This is a genomic window from Streptomyces sp. NPDC001020, from assembly GCF_053599115.1.
This window is the reverse complement of sequence record NZ_JBSFLQ010000010.1, coordinates 123,404-143,966: the sequence shown is the minus strand read 5'-3', so window position 1 is coordinate 143,966 and position 20,563 is coordinate 123,404. Positions and strand designations below refer to the sequence as shown.

17 protein-coding genes are annotated in these 20,563 nt (G+C 70.8%); 4 read left to right on the top strand and 13 right to left on the bottom strand.

The features are described 5' to 3' along the window. Positions 1 to 18 precede the first annotated feature (18 nt). From ACWDEX_RS12395 to ACWDEX_RS12375, 5 genes are all read right to left on the bottom strand, one after another. Positions 19 to 2,148, bottom strand: coding sequence for a 3-hydroxyacyl-CoA dehydrogenase NAD-binding domain-containing protein (locus ACWDEX_RS12395; protein WP_450463207.1), 2,130 nt, complete (start codon positions 2,146 to 2,148; stop codon positions 19 to 21). Beyond that, positions 2,145 to 3,362, bottom strand: coding sequence for a thiolase family protein (locus tag ACWDEX_RS12390; protein ID WP_450463206.1), 1,218 nt, complete (start codon positions 3,360 to 3,362; stop codon positions 2,145 to 2,147). The genes ACWDEX_RS12395 and ACWDEX_RS12390 overlap by 4 nt, the downstream gene beginning before the upstream one ends. Before the next feature lie 296 nt (positions 3,363 to 3,658). Further along, positions 3,659 to 4,939: an HRDC domain-containing protein gene (locus tag ACWDEX_RS12385; protein ID WP_450463205.1), complete on the bottom strand. Its 1,281-nt coding sequence runs from the start codon at positions 4,937 to 4,939 to the stop codon at positions 3,659 to 3,661. Positions 4,940 to 5,064: 125 nt separating this feature from the next. After that, a complete protein-coding gene (locus ACWDEX_RS12380) occupies positions 5,065 to 5,727 on the bottom strand; it encodes a response regulator transcription factor (protein ID WP_043444816.1) in 663 nt (220 codons plus the stop codon). Positions 5,728 to 6,051: 324 nt separating this feature from the next. Continuing rightward, the gene (locus ACWDEX_RS12375; protein WP_450463204.1) at positions 6,052 to 6,720 is read right to left on the bottom strand and encodes a DUF3000 domain-containing protein; all 669 of its coding nucleotides are present in this window, start codon (positions 6,718 to 6,720) and stop codon (positions 6,052 to 6,054) included. A gap of 279 nt (positions 6,721 to 6,999) precedes the next feature. On the opposite strand from ACWDEX_RS12375, the gene hemE reads away from it, so the two are divergent. After that, positions 7,000 to 8,067, top strand: a complete 1,068-nt coding sequence (hemE, locus tag ACWDEX_RS12370) for a uroporphyrinogen decarboxylase (RefSeq protein WP_450463203.1) — start codon at positions 7,000 to 7,002, stop codon at positions 8,065 to 8,067. A gap of 34 nt (positions 8,068 to 8,101) precedes the next feature. Here hemE and ACWDEX_RS12365 read toward each other — a convergent pair whose 3' ends face one another. The 3 genes from ACWDEX_RS12365 to ACWDEX_RS12355 form a co-directional block, all read right to left on the bottom strand. After that, positions 8,102 to 8,920 carry a rhomboid family intramembrane serine protease gene (locus ACWDEX_RS12365; RefSeq protein WP_450463202.1) on the bottom strand — a complete coding sequence of 273 codons (819 nt, stop codon included), beginning with the start codon at positions 8,918 to 8,920 and terminating at the stop codon, positions 8,102 to 8,104. A 150-nt stretch (positions 8,921 to 9,070) separates the two neighbouring features. Beyond that, positions 9,071 to 10,471 carry an FAD-dependent oxidoreductase gene (locus ACWDEX_RS12360; protein WP_450463201.1) on the bottom strand — a complete coding sequence of 467 codons (1,401 nt, stop codon included), beginning with the start codon at positions 10,469 to 10,471 and terminating at the stop codon, positions 9,071 to 9,073. Positions 10,472 to 10,498: 27 nt separating this feature from the next. Further along, positions 10,499 to 11,431 (bottom strand): DUF4349 domain-containing protein, encoded by a 933-nt coding sequence (locus ACWDEX_RS12355; RefSeq protein WP_450463200.1) that lies wholly within the window; start codon positions 11,429 to 11,431, stop codon positions 10,499 to 10,501. Between the two features lie 205 nt (positions 11,432 to 11,636). On the opposite strand from ACWDEX_RS12355, the gene hemG reads away from it, so the two are divergent. Then, positions 11,637 to 13,094, top strand: a complete 1,458-nt coding sequence (gene hemG / locus ACWDEX_RS12350) for a protoporphyrinogen oxidase (RefSeq protein ID WP_450463199.1) — start codon at positions 11,637 to 11,639, stop codon at positions 13,092 to 13,094. A 4-nt stretch (positions 13,095 to 13,098) separates the two neighbouring features. After that, positions 13,099 to 13,830, top strand: a complete 732-nt coding sequence (gene hemQ / locus ACWDEX_RS12345; protein WP_450463198.1) for a hydrogen peroxide-dependent heme synthase — start codon at positions 13,099 to 13,101, stop codon at positions 13,828 to 13,830. 131 nt (positions 13,831 to 13,961) lie between these two features. Here the strand turns inward: hemQ and ACWDEX_RS12340 are convergent, their stop codons facing one another. The 4 genes from ACWDEX_RS12340 to ACWDEX_RS12325 all read right to left on the bottom strand — a co-directional run bounded on the left by ACWDEX_RS12340 (position 13,962) and on the right by ACWDEX_RS12325 (position 17,999). Further along, positions 13,962 to 14,723 carry a DUF4142 domain-containing protein gene (locus ACWDEX_RS12340; RefSeq protein ID WP_450463197.1) on the bottom strand — a complete coding sequence of 254 codons (762 nt, stop codon included), beginning with the start codon at positions 14,721 to 14,723 and terminating at the stop codon, positions 13,962 to 13,964. Between the two features lie 68 nt (positions 14,724 to 14,791). Then, positions 14,792 to 16,129, bottom strand: coding sequence for a DUF692 domain-containing protein (locus tag ACWDEX_RS12335; protein WP_450463281.1), 1,338 nt, complete (start codon positions 16,127 to 16,129; stop codon positions 14,792 to 14,794). A gap of 211 nt (positions 16,130 to 16,340) precedes the next feature. Further along, positions 16,341 to 17,087 carry an aminoacyl-tRNA hydrolase gene (locus ACWDEX_RS12330; RefSeq protein ID WP_450463196.1) on the bottom strand — a complete coding sequence of 249 codons (747 nt, stop codon included), beginning with the start codon at positions 17,085 to 17,087 and terminating at the stop codon, positions 16,341 to 16,343. 75 nt (positions 17,088 to 17,162) lie between these two features. Next, positions 17,163 to 17,999: a polysaccharide deacetylase family protein gene (locus tag ACWDEX_RS12325; RefSeq protein ID WP_450463280.1), complete on the bottom strand. Its 837-nt coding sequence runs from the start codon at positions 17,997 to 17,999 to the stop codon at positions 17,163 to 17,165. A 239-nt stretch (positions 18,000 to 18,238) separates the two neighbouring features. Here ACWDEX_RS12325 and ACWDEX_RS12320 point away from each other — a divergent pair, with 239 nt between their 5' ends. Continuing rightward, positions 18,239 to 18,880, top strand: coding sequence for a DUF1707 SHOCT-like domain-containing protein (locus ACWDEX_RS12320; RefSeq protein WP_450463195.1), 642 nt, complete (start codon positions 18,239 to 18,241; stop codon positions 18,878 to 18,880). Between the two features lie 282 nt (positions 18,881 to 19,162). Here the strand turns inward: ACWDEX_RS12320 and thrS are convergent, their stop codons facing one another. Continuing rightward, positions 19,163 to 20,443 carry a threonine--tRNA ligase gene (gene thrS / locus ACWDEX_RS12315; protein ID WP_450463194.1) on the bottom strand — a complete coding sequence of 427 codons (1,281 nt, stop codon included), beginning with the start codon at positions 20,441 to 20,443 and terminating at the stop codon, positions 19,163 to 19,165. Between the last annotated feature and the right edge of the window lie 120 nt (positions 20,444 to 20,563).

Sequence of the window (20,563 nt, the reverse complement as noted above, 5' to 3'; positions counted from 1 at the left end):
CCCTTCACAGGTGGCCTGTCAGGCCGGGACGCTCGCCACGCCAGGGGCGAGGAACTTCTTGCCGTTCACCCGCTCGGAGACGCCCTCGCGGTCCAGGTACGGCGTGATGCCGCCCAGGTGGAAGGGCCAGCCGGCGCCCGTGATCAGGCAGAGGTCGATGTCCTGGGCCTCGGCGACGACGCCCTCGTCGAGCATCAGGCCGATTTCCTGGGCGACAGCGTCCAGGACGCGGGTGCGGACCTGCTCCTCGGTCAGGGCGGTGTCACCCTGCTTCAGGAGCGCGGCGACCTCCGGGTCCAGCTCCGGCTTGCCGCTGTCGTAGACGTAGAAGCCGCGCTTGCCCGCCTCGACGACCGCCTTGAGGTTCGGGGAGACCTTGAAGCGGTCCGGGAACGCCTTGTTGAGGGTCTCCGACACGTGCAGACCGATCGCCGGGCCGACCAGCTCCAGCAGGACCAGCGGGGACATCGGCAGACCCAGCGGCTCGACCGCCTTCTCGGCCACCTCGACCGACGTGCCCTCGTCGATGACGTTCTGGATCTCGCCCATGAAGCGGGTGAGGATGCGGTTGACGACGAACGCAGGGGCGTCCTTCACCAGAACCGCCGTCTTCTTCAGCTTCTTGGCGACGGCGAACGCCGTGGCCAGCGAGGCGTCGTCGGTCTTCTCGCCGCGGACGATCTCCAGCAGTGGCAGGATCGCGACCGGGTTGAAGAAGTGGAAGCCGACGACCCGCTCGGGGTGCTTCAGCTTCGCGGCCATCTCGCTCACCGAGAGGGAGGAGGTGTTGGTCGCCAGGATCGCGTGCGCCGGGGCGACCGCCTCGACCTCCGCGAACACCTGCTGCTTGACGCCCATCTCCTCGAAGACCGCTTCGATGACGAAGTCGGCGTCCGAGAAGCCCTCGGCCTTGTCCAGCACACCGGACACCAGCGCCTTGAGGCGGTTGGCCTTGTCCTGGTTGATACGGCCCTTGCCCAGCAGCTTGTCGATCTCCGCGTGGACGTAGCCCACACCCTTGTCGATGCGCTCCTGGTCGATGTCCGTGAGGACGACCGGGACCTCGAGGCGGCGCAGGAAGAGCAGGGCCAACTGAGAGGCCATCAGGCCCGCGCCGACCACGCCGACCTTCGTCACCGGCCGCGCCAGGTTCTTGTCCGGAGCGCCCGCGGGGCGCTTGCCGCGCTTCTGGACCAGGTTGAACGAGTAGATACCGGCGCGCAGTTCGCCGCCCATGATCAGGTCCGCGAGGGCCTGGTCCTCGGCGTCGTAGCCCTGCTGGAGGTCGCCGTTCTTCGCCGCGGCGATGATGTCCAGGGCGCGGTAGGCGGCCGGGGCCGCGCCGTGCACCTTGGAGTCGGCGATGAACCGGCCGCGCGCGACGGCCTGGTCCCAGGCGTCGCCACGGTCGATCACCGGGCGGTCGACCTCGATGTCACCCTTGAGGACGGAGGCCGTCCAGATCAGCGACTGCTCAAGGAAGTCGGCGCCCTCGAAGATCGCGTCGGCGATGCCGAGTTCGTGGACCTGCTTGCCCTTGAGCTGCTTGTTCTGGTTGAGGCTGTTCTCGATGATGACCGAGACGGCCTTGTCGGCGCCGATCAGGTTCGGCAGCAGGGTGCAGCCGCCCCAGCCCGGGACCAGGCCCAGGAAGACCTCGGGGAGCGAGAAGGCCGGCAGGGCCTTCGAGACGGTCCGGTACGTGCAGTGCAGACCGACCTCGACGCCACCGCCCATCGCCGCGCCGTTGTAGTAGGCGAAGGTGGGGACGGCCAGCTTCGCCAGCCGCTTGAAGACCTCGTGGCCGCCCTTGCCGATGGCCAGCGCGTCCTCGTGCTTCTTCAGCAGCTCGACGCCCTTGAGGTCGGCGCCGACCGCGAAGATGAACGGCTTGCCGGTGATGCCGATACCGACGATCTCGCCGGCCTCGGCCTCCTGCTCGACCTGGTCGATCGCGGTGTTGAGGTTCGCGAGCGAGGCCGGGCCGAAGGTGGTCGGCTTGGTGTGGTCGAGGCCGTTGTCCAGGGTGATCAGGGCGAAACGGCCCGCCTGGAACGGCAGCTCGAAGTGGCGCACGTGCGCCTGGGTGACGACCTCGTCCGGGAACAGCTCGGCCGCGCCCTTCAACAGTTCAGCGGTGGTGCTCACTTGTCCCCCTCGAAGTGCGGGTTCTCCCAGATGACCGTCGCGCCCATGCCGAAGCCGACACACATGGTGGTCAGGCCGTAGCGGACCTCGGGCTGCTCCTCGAACTGGCGGGCCAGCTGCGTCATCAGACGGACGCCGGAGGAGGCGAGCGGGTGACCGAAGGCGATGGCGCCGCCGTACTGGTTGACGCGCTCGTCGTCGTCCGCGATGCCGTAGTGGTCGAGGAAGGCCAGGACCTGGACGGCGAAGGCCTCGTTGATCTCGAACAGGCCGATGTCCGAGATGGACAGACCCGCCTTGGCGAGGGCCTTCTCGGTCGCCGGGATCGGGCCGTAACCCATGACCTCCGGCTCGACGCCCGCGAAGGCGTACGAGACGAGACGCATCTTGACCGGCAGGTTGTTCTCGCGGGCGAAGTCCTCGCTCGCGATGATCGAGGCGGTGGCACCGTCGTTCAGACCGGCCGCGTTGCCCGCCGTGACCCGGCCGTGGACGCGGAACGGCGTCTTGAGGTTCGCCAGGTTGTCCAGGGTGGTGCCCGGACGCATCGGCTCGTCGGCCGTGACCAGACCCCAGCCGGTCTCGCCGGTCTCGGGGGTGGTGCGGCGCACGGAGATCGGCACCAGGTCCTGCTGGATCTTGCCGTTGGCGTACGCCTTGGCTGCCTTCTCCTGCGAGCGCACCGCGTACTCGTCGGCGCGCTGCTTGGTGATGTGCGGGTACCGGTCGTGCAGGTTCTCCGCGGTCATGCCCATGAACAGGGCCGACTCGTCGACCAGCTTCTCGCTCACGAACCGCGGGTTCGGGTCGACGCCCTCGCCCATCGGGTGGCGGCCCATGTGCTCCACGCCACCGGCGATGACGGCGTCGTACGCGCCGAACGCGATGGAGCCGGCCGTGGTCGTCACGGCCGTCAGCGCACCGGCACACATACGGTCGATGGAGTAGCCGGGGACCGACTGCGGGAGACCGGCGAGGATGCCGGCCGTGCGGCCGAGGGTCAGGCCCTGGTCGCCGATCTGCGTGGTCGCGGCGATGGCGACCTCGTCGATCTTCTTCGGGTCGAGACCCGGGTTGCGGCGCAGCAGCTCCCGGATCGCCTTCACGACGAGGTCGTCGGCGCGGGTCTCGTGGTAGATGCCCTTCGGGCCCGCCTTGCCGAACGGGGTGCGGACGCCGTCAACGAAGACGACGTCCCTGACGGTACGAGGCACGATGGCTCTCCTCCAGGGTGCGGGATGGCACTGCTGCGACGCGCTGAGCGCGCGCTCAGCACCATGCTACTCGCGAGTAACCAACCTGCCCAGTCCCGCGGGCGGGAGCGGTGAAGGTCACACCTTCGGCCCAGCCTTCAGCCCACCTCGCCGGCAGGGCATCGGCACCGGACCCGGATGCGGCCCCGCTCCGCTCGATCACCCCGGACCGTGCCCGTGCCGCGCGCCCCGCGACCCCTCGGGGTCGCCCTCGTACGCCCGGTACCGAGGGCGACCCTCGCGCTCACGGCGAGGATTCAGGGCTTGGGCGCCTTGATCAGCGCGGCGACGAGTATCGGCGTCACCTGCTCCACCTGCCACAGCCGAGCCCCGTACCCGGTGAGCGCAGCCGCGACCGACGCCTCGTCGGCCTGGTTCGGTGGCGTCCAGCACACCCTCCGTACCGTGTCGGGTGTGATCAGATTCTCCGGCGGCAGGTGCAGTCGCTCGGCGAGCGCGGACACCGCGGCGCGCGCCGCGGACAGCCGCGCGGCAGCGACGGGGTCCTTGTCGGCCCACGCGCGCGGCGGCGGCGGCCCGGTCACCGGCTGTCCGGGTTGCGGCAGCTCGGCCTCGGGGAGTGCCCTGGCGCGATCCACCGCGGCCTGCCACTGCTCCAGTTGACGACGGCCCATGCGGTGCCCGAAGCCGTTGAGGGAGGCCAGGGCGTGGACGTTCGGCGGGAGCGCGAGGGCCGCCTCGATGATCGCCGCGTCCCCGAGCACCTTGCCCGGGGAGATGTCCCGCCGTTGCGCGATCTGGTCGCGGCTCTGCCACAGCTCCCGGACGACCGCCATCTGCCGACGGCGGCGCACCTTGTGCATCCCGGACGTACGGCGCCAGGGGTCCTTGCGCGGCTCCGGCGGCGGCGCCGAGGCGATCGCGTCGAACTCCTGCCGGGCCCACTCCAGCTTGCCCTGCCGGTCCAGCTCCTTCTCCAGCGCGTTGCGCAGGTCGACGAGCAGTTCCACGTCGAGGGCGGCATAGCGCAGCCAGGGCTCGGGCAGGGGCCGTGTCGACCAGTCGACGGCGGAGTGCCCCTTCTCCAGTACGAACCCCAGGACGTTCTCGACCATGGCGCCGAGCCCCACCCGTGGGTACCCGGCGAGGCGTGCGGCCAGCTCGGTGTCGAACAGGCACGTCGGCACCATGCCTATCTCACGCAGACACGGCAGGTCCTGGGTGGCGGCGTGCAGTACCCACTCCCCGCCGGAGATCACCTCGCCCAGGCCCGACAGGTCGGGACAGGCCGCGGGGTCGATCAGTGCGGTGCCCGCGCCCTGGCGGCGCAGCTGCACCAGATAGGCACGCTGGCCGTACCGGTAGCCGGACGCGCGTTCGGCGTCGACGGCGATGGGGCCGGTGCCGGCGGCGAAGGCGGCGACCACCTCGGCGAGCGAGGCGGCATCGACGATCACGGGTGGAATGCCGTCCCGTGGTGCGAGCAAGGGAAGCGGCGCCGTTTCGACGTCGTCCGGAGGAGCGCCTCCGGTGGTTCGCAGTGGGCTGTCTGCTGCGGTCTCTTGGGCGTCGGTCACCGTTCAAGGGTATCGGTGGATCGACTGCGCCCGCCGACGGAACGTTCCGTCGGCGGGCGCGAGAGGGTCGTAAACCAGTCATGTATCACACGTGTCAGTGAAGGATTGCGGTGTAGGGGATCGGGTCAGTGGATGATGCCGGTACGTAGGGCTACGGCCACCATTCCGGCGCGGTCACCCGTGCCGAGCTTGCGAGCGATGCGGGCCAGGTGACTCTTGACGGTCAGCGCGGACAGGCCCATGGAGACGCCGATCGCCTTGTTCGACTGACCTTCGGCGACCAGGCGCAGCACCTCGACCTCGCGGCCGGACAGTTCGCGGTAGCCGCCCGGGTGGCTCGGAGCACCCGGGGGGCGGCGGTGCAGGCGGGCAGCGGCGGCGCCGATGGGGGCGGCGCCTGGCCGGGTGGGAAGACCGATGTTCGTGCGTGTGCCGGTGACGACATAGCCCTTCACTCCGCCTGCGAGGGCGTTGCGCACGGCGCCGATGTCGTCGGCGGCGGACAGGGCGAGGCCGTTGGGCCAGCCCGCGGCACGGGTCTCCGACAAGAGGGTGAGACCGGAGCCGTCGGGGAGATGGACGTCGGCGACGCAGATGTCGCGCGGGTTGCCGATACGGGGACGGGCCTCCGCGATGGACGACGCCTCGATGACGTCGCGCACTCCGAGCGCCCAGAGGTGGCGGGTGACGGTGGAACGGACCCGAGGGTCGGCCACGACCACCATGGCGGTCGGCTTGTTCGGGCGGTAGGCGACCAGGCTTGCGGGCTGCTCGAGGAGAACGGACACCAGGCCTCCTGGGGGGCGGGACGGGGCCGGCTCTGGGGAGAAGCCGGGACGAACCGTGCTTTCAAGGTCACAGTCGTCTTCGGCATCAAACTCGTGCTCCTTTAGGGAATGATCACGATTTGGTGAGTAACAATCCGTGCAATTCGGACGAGCGAGCGATCAATCGAAGATCGATTGGGTGCACTCCTGTGTCGATACGGGGTCGAAAGTGGCCGTATCGACAAAGAGATGGCAAGAACTGTCAATGCAGAGTTGACAGGGAATGCGTCATGGCGGCACCTACGGCACGGCCTTCACCGGGGCCGGCCGGAACGATCGGCGGCGTCAGCGGGGCCGCGGCCCCCGGCGCTGCGGCAGGGTCACCACCGAGGGGTCTCCCTGGCCCGCCGGGGGCAGGCCGGCCACCTGGGACAGCAGATCGCACCAGGAGGCCAGGTGGGCGGCTGTGTCCGGGGCGCCGCCGGGGCCCTCGCGGGGCGTCCAGGAGGCGCGGATCTCGATCTGGGAGGCGGCCGGGCGTGCGGCGAGCCCGCCGAAGTAGTGGGAGCTCGCGCGCGTGACGGTGCCGCTCGGCTCGCCGAAGGGCAGCCCGCGGGCCTGGAGCGCGCCGGTCAGCCAGGACCAGCACACGTCGGGCAGCAGCGGGTCCGCGGCCATCTCGGGTTCGAGCTCCGCGCGCACCAGCGTCACCAGACGGAAGGAACCCTGCCAGGCACCGTGTCCGGCGGGGTCGTGCAGCAGGACGAGGCGCCCGTCGGCCAGGTCGTCGCCGTCCTGGACGACCGCGGCCTCCAGCGCGTACGCGTATGGGGCGAGCCGCTGCGGCGGGCGTACGGGCTCGATCTCGACCTCCGGCCGCAACCGCGCGGCCCGCAGCGCGTCGACCGCGGCACGGAAGGGGGGCGGAACCGTCTCCGTCGCATCCGCTTCCCCCTCCTGCGCTTCGTCCATTCCGCCAGCGTTGTCCGTCAGTCGTCCCTGAGCCGCAGCCATGCGGGGAAGGGTAAGGGGAAGAAAGCGCCTTCGCAGGGATTGCCCCCGGCGGTTTGGCCGGGAACGGCAAGGGGCGGCTTCGGCCGTGGCTCCTGGTGACGACGGTCGTGGACGGGTGTCGTAAGGCGCTGTCGGACGGCGGCTGCGGGCCCGGTGGGCCGTCGCGCCCACGCGGCTCAACCGTAGGGCGTCGCGGCTCCACGCCCCTTGCGGGACACCCCTTTCGTCCGGGGCTTGCCCCGGGAGTTCCTCGCCCGCGCGCCGTGCGAGACTTTCGGCGTGAGTGCCAATCACCGCCCTGCGACGGGCCAGCCGACAGCGACGTACGACTCCGCCTTCCTGAAGGCGTGCAGGCGCGAGCCAGTGCCCCACACGCCGGTGTGGTTCATGCGGCAGGCCGGGCGTTCCCTGCCCGAGTACCGCAAGGTGCGCGAGGGCATCCCCATGCTCGAGTCCTGCATGCGGCCCGAACTGGTCACGGAGATCACACTGCAGCCGGTCCGTCGGCACCGCGTGGACGCGGCGATCTACTTCAGTGACATCGTCGTCCCCCTCAAGGCCATCGGCATCGACCTCGACATCAAGCCCGGCGTAGGCCCGGTCGTCGAGAACCCGGTCCGCTCCCGCGCCGACCTGGTCCGGCTGCGCGACCTGACCCCCGAGGACGTGTCGTATGTCACGGAGGCCGTCCGACTGCTCACCGCCGAACTGGGAGCCACCCCGCTGATCGGCTTCGCGGGTGCCCCCTTCACGCTCGCGAGCTACCTCATCGAAGGCGGTCCGTCGCGGACCTACGAGCACACCAAGGCGCTGATGCACGGCGACCCGCAGCTGTGGGCCGACCTGCTGGACCGGCTCGCGGACATCACGGCCGCCTTCCTCAAGGTCCAGATCGAAGCGGGCGCCTCAGCGGTGCAGCTCTTCGACTCCTGGGCCGGCGCGCTCGCCCCGGTCGACTACCGCCGCTCGGTCCTGCCCGCCTCGGCCAAGGTCTTCCGGGCCGTCGAGGAGTACGGCGTCCCCCGCATCCACTTCGGCGTCGGCACCGGCGAGCTGCTCGGCCTGATGGGCGAAGCCGGCGCGGACGTCGTCGGCGTCGACTGGCGCGTCCCGCTCGACGAGGCCGCCCGCCGCGTCGGTCCCGGCAAGGCACTCCAGGGCAACCTCGACCCGGCGATCCTCTTCGCCCCGCAGGAGGCCGTCGAGGCCAAGACCCGCGAGGTGCTCGACGCGGCCGCCGGTCTCGAAGGCCACGTCTTCAACCTCGGCCACGGCGTCATGCCGTCCACCGACCCGGACGCCCTCACCCGCGTCGTGGAGTACGTCCACGCACAGACGGCCCGCTGATCCGCCCCGCCGGGCCCTCGTACCGACCGCCGACTCACCACCCGGTCCGCGCTTGCCTGCCCCACAGCGGCCCGCGCGGTTCGGGCGGCCGATGGGTGCCCGGTTTGAGGGGCCAGGCGAGCAGCATGCCCACGACGAAGCCGACCACGTGAGCCGCGTACGCCACGGTCCCGGCCGCGGAGACGGCGGTACCGGACGAGTAGATCGCCTGCAGTACGAACCAGAAGCCGAGGACGATCCACGCGGGCAGCCGCAGCGGCAGGAACAGCAGGAACGGCACCAGGACCCAGACGCGCACCCTCGGGTAGAGCACCAGGTAGGCGCCGAGGACGCCGGCGATGGCTCCCGAAGCGCCGATCAGGGGATCGGCGGAGCTGGGGTTCGTGAGAGCGAATCCGTATGCGGCCGCGTACCCGCAGGCCACGTAGAACAGCAGATAGCGCACGTGGCCCATGCGGTCCTCGATGTTGTTGCCGAAGATCAGCAGGAACAACATGTTGCCCAGCAGGTGCAGCCAGCTGCCGTGCAGGAACATCGCCGTGAAGACCGAGACGGGCGGCGACTTGTGGTAGCTCGGCGGGGCCACCACACAGCCCGCCCCGTGCGGGCCGACGCCGACCTCGCCGGTGGGCACGAGCTGCGGCAACTGATCGTGGATCAACTCCCGCGGCACCGCCGCGTACTGATCGAGGAACGCCTGGAGATGACAGAGCTGGGAGAGGTCGCTCTGCCCCGCCACCGAACCCGCTATGCCGGGGGTGAACAGGAAGACGACGATGTTGGCGGCGATCAGCGCGTACGTCACATAGGGCGTACGGCGCAGCGGGTTCACGTCACGTACGGGGATGACCACAAGGAAGTAGTGCCCGGGATGAGCCCGGCGAATCGGTGAACGCGGCGCTCCAGACGTGCGTATTTCTCCTCGGCCGCCCGCGGCGCGGGGACGGCGTTCACACGGCGGAGCCGCATGAGAACCGGCCCCGCGCCCGTGCGGGACGTCTCCTCACCCGGCGTTCTTCCGTACCGCCGTGGCCGCCTTCCTCGCCGCCACCAAAATGGGGTCCCACACCGGGGAGAACGGGGGCGCGTAACCCAGGTCCAGAGCCGTCATCTCCTCGACCGTCATCCGTGCGGTCAGTGCCACCGCCGCGATGTCCACGCGCTTGGCCGCGCCCTCCCGGCCGACGATCTGGACACCGAGAAGCCGTCCGGTGCGGCGTTCGGCGAGCATCTTCACGGTCATGGGCGCGGCGCTCGGGTAGTAGCCCGCGCGACTGGTCGACTCGATGGTGACCGTCTCGTACTGGAGCCCCGCCCGCCGCGCGTCTTTCTCGCGCAGACCGGTGCGGGCGATCTCCAGGTTGCAGACCTTGCTGACGGCCGTGCCGACGACGCCGGGAAACGTGGCGTAGCCGCCGCCCGCGTTGGTGCCGATGACCTGCCCGTGCTTGTTGGCGTGCGTGCCCAGGGCGATGTGCCGCTCACGTCCGGAGACCAGGTCGAGGACCTCGACGCAGTCGCCTCCGGCCCAGATGTTCTCGTGGCCGCGCACCCGCATCGCGAGGTCGGTGAGCAGCCCGCCGTGGTCGCCGAGCGGCAGCCCGGCGGACTTCGCGAGCGCGGTCTCGGGGCGTACACCGATGCCGAGGACCGCCACGTCCGCCGGGTACTCGGCGGCGTCCGTGCCGATGGCCCGGACGCGGCCGTCGTCGCCGGTGAGGATCTTGGTGACCTCCGCGTCGTTCACCATGGTGATGCCCAGGTTCTCCATGGCCCGGTGCACGAGCCGGCCCATGTCCGGGTCGAGCGTGGCCATGGGTTCGCTGCCGCGGTTGACGACGGTGACCTCGTAGCCGCGGTTGATCAACGCCTCGGCCATCTCCACGCCGATGTAGCCCGCGCCCACGACGACCGCGCGCCGCCCCTTCGTGGCGGCCAGCGTGTCCAGGAGTGCCTGGCCGTCGTCCAGCGTCTGCACCCCGTGCACCCCCGGAGCGTCGGCGCCGGGCAGGTCGGGGCGGATGGGGCGCGCACCGGTCGCGATCACGAGTTTGTCGTACGGCGTCCACGCCTCGGTCCCTGAATCGACGTCTCGCGCGCGGACGCGTGCGCGCGCGACATCGATCTCCGTGACCTCCGTCCGCATCCGCAGATCGATGTCGCGGGCCCGGTGCTCCTCGGGTGTCCGTGCGATCAGCTCGTCCCGTGTGGCGACGTCACCGCCCACCCAGTACGGGATTCCGCACGCCGAGAACGAGGAGAAGTGACCGCGTTCGAACGCCACGATCTCCAGTTCGTCGGGGCCTTTGAGACGACGCGCCTGCGACGCGGCGGACATGCCCGCCGCGTCGCCCCCGATCACGACCAGGCGCTCTTTCGTGTGGCTCGTACGACTCATATTCATACGAACACGCTACGGGGGAGGGCTGTTTCAAGGCTCCTCGCTCTGTCCTGTGTTCTCGGGTGCCGCATGGGCCACCGGGACCGTACGCGGTGACAACCGTCGGCGCACGAGCCGCACCCACACCAGCACCAGCAGCCCCGCCAGCACCATGAAGGGGAGCGCCGCGCCCACCGCCACGGCGATCCACCGCAGCAGGGTGACGAAGACGTGCCAGCCGCCCGCCAGCGCGTCCACGAAGCCCGGCCGGTCGTCCTTCGTTCCCTTCTTCACCGGCGTCTCGGACAAGGAGAGGGTGATGGTGGCGAGGCTGGTGCGGTCCTTCAGGGACGCCTGCTGGGCCAGTAGCGCCTCCAGATCGGCCTCACGGGAACTCAGTTCCCCTTCCAGGGCGACCACATCGCTGAGCTTGGTCGCCCTGTCCATCAGCTCGCGCACCCGCGCCACGCTGGCGCGCTGCGACTTGATGCGGCTGTCCACGTCGACGACCTGGTCGGTGACGTCCTTGGCATTGGCGGTGCGCTCGACGAGCTTGCCCGCGCCCTGAAGTTCGGTGAGCACCTCGTCGTACTTCTCGCTGGGCACACGCAGGACGAGCCGGGTGCGTTCATGGCCCTCGGTGTCGTGGCTGGTGCTCTCGCTGCCGACGAACCCGCCCGCGTTCTCGGCGGTTGTCCGTGCCTCGCCGAGTGCCTTGGGCACGTCCTTGACCTGCACGGTCAGGGACGCCGTACGGATGATGCGGTTCGCGGTGACCTGGGGCGCGCCTGAGCGGCCCTTGGCGCCGCCGGCCGTGGCGCTGTCGGCGGCACCCTGCCGCTGGGCGCCGGGCGCGGCGGCCTTGGAGTCGCCGCCGGAGCTCTTGTCGTTGGAGTCGGCGCTGCAACCCGCGAGCGCGAGCGCGGCGGCGAGCAGTGTCGCGGCCAGTAACCGGACCGGTCGTACGGAGCGTGGAGTGTGCATGCGGGCATACCCCCGAGGGTTGTCGGAACGGATGCTTCTTCGACGTCTGACCCGGCCGGAACGTTGGCCGGATTTGATCCCGATGAGGTCACGGTCGGGACTCGGCGGGGACACCCGGCCCAGGCGGGTTGGGGCCACGGCCGGGACTCGACAGGGTCACCCGGCCCATGCGGGGGTGTCCGCCAGGTCTGAGAGGCTGGGGGGCATGAGTGCAAGGGAGGCCCGCGCGGGCGCGGGGCATGTCGTTGTCATCGGAGGCGGGATCGCGGGGCTGGCCGCTGCCCACCGGCTGCTGGACCGGGGCGCGCGTGTGACGGTCCTGGAGGCGTCGGACCGGGTCGGCGGAAAGCTGCTGCCCGGGCAGATCGCGGGCGTTCGGGTGGATCTCGGTGCCGAGTCGATGCTGGCGCGGCGGCCCGAGGCGGTGGCGCTGGCCCGCGAGGTCGGCCTCGCGGACCGCCTCCAGCCTCCGGCCACGGCGACGGCCTCGATCTGGACGCGCGGCGCCCTGCGGCCGATGCCCAAGGGACACGTCATGGGCGTTCCCGGCGCCGCGTCCGCGCTGTCGGGTGTCCTGTCCGACGAGGGACTGCGCCGCATCGAGCGCGATGCGGAACTGCCGCGCACGGAGGTCGGCGACGACGTGGCGGTGGGGGAGTACGTGGCGGCGCGCCTCGGCTGTGAGGTAGTGGACCGCCTGGTGGAGCCGCTGCTCGGTGGGGTGTACGCGGGTGACGCGTACCGCATCTCGATGCGCTCGGCCGTCCCACAGCTTTTCCAGGCCGCCAGGGAACACGACTCGCTGACGGAAGCGGTCCGCGAGATCCAGACGAAGGCCGCCGCGGCGCCGCAGACGGGCCCCGTTTTCATGGGCATCGAGGGCGGTGTCGGCCAGCTCCCGCTCGCCGTCGCTCAGTCCGTGCGGGCGCGGGGCGGCGAGATCCTCCTGAAGACCATGGCGGACGGACTGAACCGCACCCCCGAGGGGTGGAAGGTCCTGATCGGGGACCAGACCCTGGAGGCGGATGCCGTGGTCGTCGCCGCGCCCGCCCAGGAGGCAGCCCGCCTGCTGCGCGCCGCGTCCCCTGAGGCCGCCGATGAGCTGCGCGCCGTCGAGTACGCCTCCATGGCCCTCATCACCCTCGCCTACCGCCGCGCGGACGTCGCCCTCCCCGAAGGCAGCGGCTTCCTGGTGCCGCCGGTCGACGGGCACACGATCAAGGCGTCGACCTTCGCCTCGCAGAAGTGGGGCTGGCTCGCCGACGAGAACCCGGACCTGGTCGTGCTGAGGACGTCCGTCGGCCGGTACGGCGAGACGGAGGTCCTGGCGCGCGACGACGCCGACCTCGTGGCCCTCTCGCGGCACGACCTGCGCAAGGCGACCGGCCTGGACGCCGCTCCGGTCGAGACCCGCGTCACTCGCTGGACCGACGGCCTGCCCCAGTACCCCGTCGGCCACCACGCGCGCGTGGCCCGCATCCGCGAACATGTCGCGGAGCTTGCGGGGCTGGCCCTGTGTGGTGCGGCCTACGACGGCGTCGGCATCCCGGCGTGTATCGCGAGTGCGTACGCGGCTGTGGACCAGCTCGGCGGTGACCTGCGCGGTGTGGAGGAACTCACCGCGAACCCGGTGCAGAGCCTTCATGGCGGAGCAGGAGAATAGGAACATGAGTGACGACGCCCCCACCACCGAGTCCGGCAGGATCCCGAACAAGGGCAAGCTGGCCAAGGACCTCAACGAGGTCATTCGTTACACGCTGTGGTCGGTCTTCCAGCTGAAGGACGTGCTGCCCGAGGACCGCGCGGATTACGCCGACGAGGTCCAGGAGCTGTTCGACCAGCTCACCGCGAAAGGCGTGACCATCCGCGGTACGTACGACGTGTCGGGCCTGCGTGCCGAAGCCGATCTCATGATCTGGTGGCACGCGGAGACCAGCGACGAGCTGCAGGAGGCGTACAACCTCTTCCGCCGCACGAAGCTGGGCCGCGCCATGGAGCCGGTGTGGTCGAACATGGCGCTGCACCGCCCCGCCGAGTTCAACCGCTCGCACATCCCAGCCTTCCTCGCCGACGAGACGCCGCGCAACTACATCTGCGTCTACCCGTTCGTGCGTTCGTACGACTGGTATCTGCTGGCCGACGAGGACCGCCGCCGTATGCTCGCGGACCACGGCAAGATGGCCCGCGGCTTCCCGGATGTGCGGGCCAACACGGTCGCCTCGTTCGCCCTTGGTGACTACGAGTGGATGCTGGCCTTCGAGGCCGACGAGCTGTACCGCATCGTCGACCTCATGCGCCACCTGCGCGGCTCCGAGGCCCGGATGCACGTCCGCGAGGAGGTGCCGTTCTTCACCGGGCGCCGCAGGTCGGTCGCGGACCTCGTCGCCGGGCTCGCCTGACCGAAGGCGCTGCCACGCGGCGGCCGATGTCGTGCTTCCCGGATGCCTCCGGAAGGCGCGGCACGAGCCGCCGCAAGGCTCGCCCGCTCGTCTGCCGTGCCGTACGACGCTCCTCTGAGGCCGGTCCGGTGTCACGGCGGCGGACGGGAAGCGGCCGGCGGAAGCGAGTAGGGCGGCGACGGGGTCACCGGGACCGGAGTGCCGGGGTGGTCCGTGGGCCCGGGCAGGGCGGGGGAGCTGGTGAGCGGGGGCGGGCCGACGGTGGCCGCGTCCTGGGCCAGCGCGTCGAAGTCCACGTAGCCGGTGGCCTCCAGGATCTTGATGTGGTCCAGGACGACGGTGTTCGCGTCCTCCGCGAGGGCACGCACGAGCGAGTTGCGCGTGGCGGCGCGGACCTGGGCGACGATGGTGAAGACCTTGCCGTGGGCCCGGCGCAGGATGTTGACGAAGTCGCGGTCGTACTCCTCGCCCTGGGCCGCCTCCAGGGTCTCGAGCCATTGGCGCTGTTGTGCGCTCGGCTGGTTGGGCAGCGCGAGCGCGAGGCGCGCGGCGACGTCCCGGACGCGGTCGTCCAGGACGGTGTGGCCCTCGACTAGGTGCTCGCCCGCGGTGCGCACAGCCTGGCTGGTGCCTTTCTGCTCGGCCTGCTGCCCGGCCGGCAGTTCCCACAGCCCGGCGAGCCGGACCCGGTCGACGAAGTCCCGGTCCAGCGCGGACAGCGGGCCGAACTTCGTCGGCACGGTCTGGGCGGCGAGGGCGTCCAGGCCGGTGCCGGAGCGGTCCGCGTAGGACCAGACCGGGAAGATCAGTGCGATGAGGGTCACCGCGAGCAAGGCGATGATGAGCCCGGTGCCACTGAGGATTCCGCGGGCGTTGACAGGTCTGGATCGCATGGTGCCTCCTGCTTGCGGCACCGCACGCTAGTGCGCTCCAAGCACGCGTCGGCGAAGTACCGCGCGGTTTACGCCAACTGCCGTAGGAGGGCCCGGCGCGTGGCGCGGACCAGCCGGGCCGCGGGGTGCCGGGACGGCGGGGTCGGGCCCGAACGCTCCAGCCACCATTCGCGCAACCGGCGCCGCGTGTGGGCGTCCTCCAGTCGCCCGGGGAGCAGCAACTGCCCGGCGAAGTCGAGGGCGTCGCGCCGATAGCCGCCGGTCATGGGGTGGCTGTGGGCGTACGCGAGGAAGGCGGGCCGGTACGTGTCCCCGAGGATCTCGGGCAACTCGGGCGCGACCTTCGCCACGACCCCCGCCCGCTTGGCGGCGAGGGCACGCGCCTGCACACCGAGCCGCACCCGGTCGAACGCCTCCGGCACGGGGGTGCCGGCGACGAGCGAGGAGAGCAGCGCGGCCTGCGCGAGCGCGAGCCGCTGACGAGCCGGGGCAGTTGCGGCGGGGCCCCGCCACAGCCCACCCTCCGGCAGCGGGTCCGCGGGGCGCGGCCCAGGGTTCGCCGACCGGTTCCCGGCCCTGACGGCCGCCTTCTCCACTGTCTCCCGGATGGTCGTCAACTCCCGCTCCAGCTCGACGGGTTCAGGGAAGTTGTCGTCGCGTTCCAGCAGGACGCCGGGCGGGGTCGTCCGGGACGCGAGGTCGGTCAGAATGTCGAGGACCGGCTGTGGCACCGGGTGGGCGTGGCTGTCGTGCCAGACGCCGTCGCGTTCGAAGCCGCCCGCGACATGGACGTACGCGAGGGCCTCGACGGGCAGTTCGTCCAGTGCCCTGGCCGGGTCTTCACCCCGGTTGACGTGATTGGTGTGAAGGTTCGCGACGTCGATCAGCAGCCGTACGCCTGTGCGGTCGGCCACCTCGTACAGGAACTGTCCCTCGGTCATCTCCTCGTTCGGCCAGGAGATCAGCGCCGCGATGTTCTCCACGGCGAGCGGGACGGGCAGCGCGTCCTGTGCGATGCGTATGTTCTCGCACAGGACGTCCAGCGCGTCCCGGGTCCGCGGGACCGGGAGCAGATGGCCGGCCTCCAGCGGTGCCGAAGCGGTCAGGGGTCCGCCCGCCCGTACGAACGCGATGTGCTCGGTGACCAGTGGCGAATCCAGGGCTTGAGCGCGCTCGGCGAGGGCGGTCAGTCGTGTCTCGTCGGGCCGGTCCGCGCCGCCGAGGCCGAGGGAGACGCCGTGCGGAACGACGGTGACGCCGCGCTCGCGCAGCCGCAGCAGAGATTCGTGGAGGTGCCCGGGGCACATGTTCTCGGCCACGGCTTCGACCCAGTCGATACCCGGCATGCCCTCCACGGTGTCGGCGATCTCCGGCCGCCACCCGATTCCCGTCCCCAGCCGCATCATCGCCCCCTTCTCGACGGACCGCCGGTGCGTAGAAGTCATGGCCCCGGCTGCCGGGACCGAACCCCTCCGCAGGGACGTTCAGAGCAGCATTTGAGGTTCCGCCCGCTGGGCGCCGGTCAGCCTGCGCCTACCGCAGCACGGTGTCCGAGCCGACGGGTTCCGACTCGGTCGGTGGTGACCGTGCCCGGCTCGCCCCGGGATGAGCGAGCGGTCAGTTCCGCAGCGCCGGATGGTCCGCCACCACGGTGCAACTCCCGGGGGCGATCTCCGTGTAGCCCGCGTCCCTCACCACGGGCAGGCCGGACGCGGTCAGTTCGCGCCAGCACAGCGGGTCGGCGGTGCGGACGGCGAGGGTGAAGCCCGCGTCATGCCAGGACGCGCGCTGCTCGTCCGGCAGGGCCCACCAGGCGAGCTGGGCGCCGTGGCCGACCTGGGCCATCGCTTTGCCCGCCGACATCTCCAGGTCAGGGTTCAGCCAGAGCACGGGGGCAGCCGGGGCCGCCTTCATGGGCGGCTCCGGCTCGTCGAGGTCCGTGCCCGACACCTGCAGCCGGGAAAGGTCCTTGGGCCAGCCGTCCAGCGGGACGGGCGGGAAGGCCCTGACCTCCGCCGACTTGCCCGTCACCGTGATGCCCGGCAGCGACTCCGCCCGCCGCCACTCCGCACCGCGCGCCCGGCGCACCACCTTGCGGATCCTGGTGTCCTGCCAGTCCCGTATCGCCTGAGCCCACTCTCCCTGACCCAGCGAGCGCTCGTCGCTCAGGATCACGAGGACCGCGCGCGCCGCGGTCTCCAGGGCGTCGGTACGCGCCGGAGGGGCGGCCCGCTCGATGCGCACGACGAGCGGCAGCACGAACTGCGGTGCCTCCTCGAGTACGGCGCGCTCGGAACGGGAGGTACTGTCCTGGCTGCCCTGCGGGGAGGCCGCCGGGACGGCGGAAATCTGGTCGCTGCTCACGACGTACCAGTCTGCCAGGCGGGAGATCGGATCATCGCGGGGCGAGCGGCCGTGAAGGGTCCCGAGCCGGTTCCGTCACTGTCGGCCGGCCGACGCCCCGATCAGCGTGGATACCTTGGCGAAGCTGTAGCCCTGCTTGCGCAGTTCGGGCACGACGGTGCGAACCACCTGTTCGGTCAACGGTGCGGCACTGAGCGTGCAGTGCAGGACGACCACGGAACCGGGCCGCACCCCGTCCAGTACCTGTCGCACCACCGTGTTCCTGTCCGGCGCGAACGCGTCACCGCTTGCCACGTCCCACTGGACCGCGGTGAGACCGAGCGAGCCGACCGCGTGCAGGGCCCGGTTGTCGTAGCAGCCGCCGGGGAAGCGGAAGTACGGCATCGGATGGGCCACACCTGCCTTGCGGATCGCGGTGTCGGCCCGTTCCACGTCCGAGCGCATCCGGTTCTCGGGCAGTGCCGGCAGCCCGAAGCAGCCGTGGGTGAAGGCGTGGTGGCTGTAGGAGTGGTTGGCCACCTCGAAGAGCGGGTCCCGTCCGATCTCCCGGGCCTGCCGGGGATACTGGTCGGCCCACCGGCCCGTCATGAACACGGTCGCGGGCACCTTGAGTGTGCGCAGCGTGTCCATCAGTCCGGGGTTGTCGAAGTGCTCCCCGGCCGCCGCCCGTGGCCCCTGCTCCGCGGTCATGTCCGCGTCGAAGGTGAGGGCGACGATCTTGTCGTGGGTGGCCGCGTTCTTGAAGACGGGCGTCAGTCCGCCCGGTCCCGGTACGAACGTGGGCAGTGACGACGCCGCAGCCGACGGAATCGTCCCGAGCCGCACAGGTCGCGGGGAGTCGGTGGATGCACAGGCGGCGAGCGCCGTGACGAGGGCACAAGCGGGGGCGATATGTCGTACAAGAGAGATCACCATACGAACGTAATGCGAGGAGTGGTCGCATATGTCCATCTGGTGTATATGCCGGGCGGTACGGGCCGTGAAGTCACCCGCCCGGCTGCCTGGGGCAGAGTGAACCACTGAAGTCGGTAAGCGCTGTCCTACGGGAGAGCCGGGCGACTTGGATCGGATCCCTGAGATCCGTCAGGGTAATCACCCATTTCCTGGATCGGAGGTTGCCCGTCCGTTGAGCGTGCCAGCACACTGAGCCCATGCTGGCCGACATCTCTGGAGCAGACGATTCCTCACCCCACCACCAGATGCCTGAGCTGCGGGTATCTCATCGAGACCGGGATCAGGCCGTGGAGGTCCTCCGGGTCGCGGCCGGCGACGGGCGGTTGACGGCGACCGAGTTGGACGAGCGCGTCGAAGCGGCATTGGTGGCACGCACCGCCTCCGACCTCGCGGTGCTGACGGCTGACCTGCCGCTCGAAGGGATGCCGCCGCAGGCCCGCGAGGTGATCCGGATCGACCAGCGTTTCGGAGACGGCAAGCGCAGTGGACGCTGGCTGGTTCCACGCCGGATGGAGATCCGGCTCAAGTTCAGCGACCTGAAGCTCGACTTCACCGAAGCCGTGGTCACCCATGACACCCTGCACATCGATGTGGACCTGCGCATCGGCGGAAATCTGACTCTGGTGACCGGACCGGGGATCGTGGTCGATGCCGACGATGTCACCTACAGCCGCGGAGACATCAAGGTCCCGCCGGTCACCGACCCCCAGGCTCCGCTGAGACTGCGCGTGGTGCTGTCCGGCAGGTCGACCGGTGGCGACATCGTGGCTCGGCCGCCGCGGCGCACGCCTCGACAGTGGCTTCAAAAAGGCAAGCCTCGGGAGGTCAGCGACCGCTGACCTTGCGGGCGCGGCGAGCCGTCACCATCGTCCACGGGCGGGGCGTGTGTACAGGGCAACGGGTGTGCTTCATGCCTGTTGTGCGGTAGGAGCGATCCCCTCCCGTGTCCGATGAGCGCGGTGGACGGCAGATCCTTGCCTGCCCGGTTCTCCGCGGCGAACCGCCGTGCAGGGCCTGGGCCCGGCTATGGGGGCCACCGCGGTGGCCCGTCTGCCACAGTGCGGATCGAAGGCAGACGAACCCGCGCCGACGCGTGCTGGAATCGGGCCGGCGGGCGGCCCCTACCGGTCCCAGAGAGCGGTGCTCCGGCGGGCGACGAGGTCGGCGATGTGGTGCAGTGCCTCCTCGGCCGGCTGTGGCTCAAGGCGGCGGCCGTCGCGCAGGCGCAGTGCGACGCGGTCGTCCGCGGCCTCCGCGGAGCCGATCACCGCCTGGTAGGGGGCCAGCCGCGCCGCCCGGATGCGGGCGCCCAGAGTGCCTTCCTCGGGGGTGGCGAGGCGGGCCCGAAGGCCCCGGTCCAGACAGCGGTGTACCAGTTTCGCGGCCTGTTCCCGCTGGGCGTCGGAGACGGGCAGGACCGCCACCTGAACGGGCGCCAGCCAGGCCGGAAAGGCGCCGCCGTGTTCCTCGACGAGATGGGCGACGGCCCGTTCAAGGCTGCCGATGATGCTGCGGTGGACCATCACCGGGCGGTGTCTTGCGCCATCGGGGCCGATGTAGTGCAGGTCGAAGCGTTCCGGCTGGTGGAAGTCGATCTGCACGGTGGACAGGGTTGACTCGCGGCCCGCCGGGTCGGCGATCTGGACGTCGATCTTCGGGCCGTAGAAGGCGGCTTCGCCCTCCGCGGCCTCGTACGCCACGCCGCTGCGGTCGAGGACGTCGCGCAGCATCGCCGACGCCCGGCGCCACAGCTCGGGGTCCGCGACGTACTTGCCGCCCGGCCCCGGCAGCGACAGGCGGTGGCGGGCCGGGCGGATGCCGAGCGCCTCGTACACCTCGCCGATCATCCGCAGCGCGGCGGCGGCCTCCTCGACGGCCTGGTCCAGGGTGCAGAAGACATGCGCGTCGTTCAGCTGGATCGCGCGTACGCGGGTCAGTCCGCCGAGCACCCCCGACAGTTCGGAGCGGTACATGCCTCCCAACTCGGCGATACGGAGAGGAAGTTCACGGTAGCTGTGGGAGCGGGAACGGTAGATCAGCGCGTGGTGGGGACACAGGCTCGGACGCAGCACAACCTGCTCCCCGCCCAGGTCCATGGGCGGGAACATGTCGTCGCTGTAGTGCGCCCAGTGCCCGGAGGTCTCGTACAGCTCGCGCTTGCCGAGCACCGGCGAGTACACGTGCAGGTAGCCCGCGCGGCGCTCCGCGTCCCGTACGTACTCCTCCAGGGTGTGCCGTACGACGGCGCCGTCGGGCAGCCAGTACGGCAGGCCGGCGCCCATCAGTGGGTCGGTGTCGAAGAGGCCGAGTTCGCGGCCGAGGCGACGGTGGTCGTGCATCGGGGTCTCCTCTCGATGGAACCTCCGGGGGAGACCGGGACCACACGGTGAAGCCCCGGGCACTCGCCCCGGGGCTTCGGACCTTTGGTCAGCAGTCAGCGCGCCGGGACACTTCCGGCGTCGTCGTGCACAAGGGCGCGCGCTGCATGCCCGGAACGCTAGCAAGGGGCATGCGAGCGGCGC

What these genes read in the sequence shown, in the direction of transcription:
- ACWDEX_RS12375 (WP_450463204.1), bottom strand. Translation starts at nt 6,720, where the DNA reads ATGGCTGCGGCTCAGGGACGACTGACGGACAACGCTGGCGGAATGGAC.
- ACWDEX_RS12360 (WP_450463201.1), bottom strand. Translation starts at nt 10,471, where the DNA reads ATGAATATGAGTCGTACGAGCCACACGAAAGAGCGCCTGGTCGTGATC.
- ACWDEX_RS12355 (WP_450463200.1), bottom strand. Translation starts at nt 11,431, where the DNA reads ATGCACACTCCACGCTCCGTACGACCGGTCCGGTTACTGGCCGCGACA.
- hemG (WP_450463199.1), top strand. Translation starts at nt 11,637, where the DNA reads ATGAGTGCAAGGGAGGCCCGCGCGGGCGCGGGGCATGTCGTTGTCATC.
- hemQ (WP_450463198.1), top strand. Translation starts at nt 13,099, where the DNA reads ATGAGTGACGACGCCCCCACCACCGAGTCCGGCAGGATCCCGAACAAG.
- ACWDEX_RS12340 (WP_450463197.1), bottom strand. Translation starts at nt 14,723, where the DNA reads ATGCGATCCAGACCTGTCAACGCCCGCGGAATCCTCAGTGGCACCGGG.
- ACWDEX_RS12335 (WP_450463281.1), bottom strand. Translation starts at nt 16,129, where the DNA reads ATGATGCGGCTGGGGACGGGAATCGGGTGGCGGCCGGAGATCGCCGAC.
- ACWDEX_RS12320 (WP_450463195.1), top strand. Translation starts at nt 18,239, where the DNA reads ATGCTGGCCGACATCTCTGGAGCAGACGATTCCTCACCCCACCACCAG.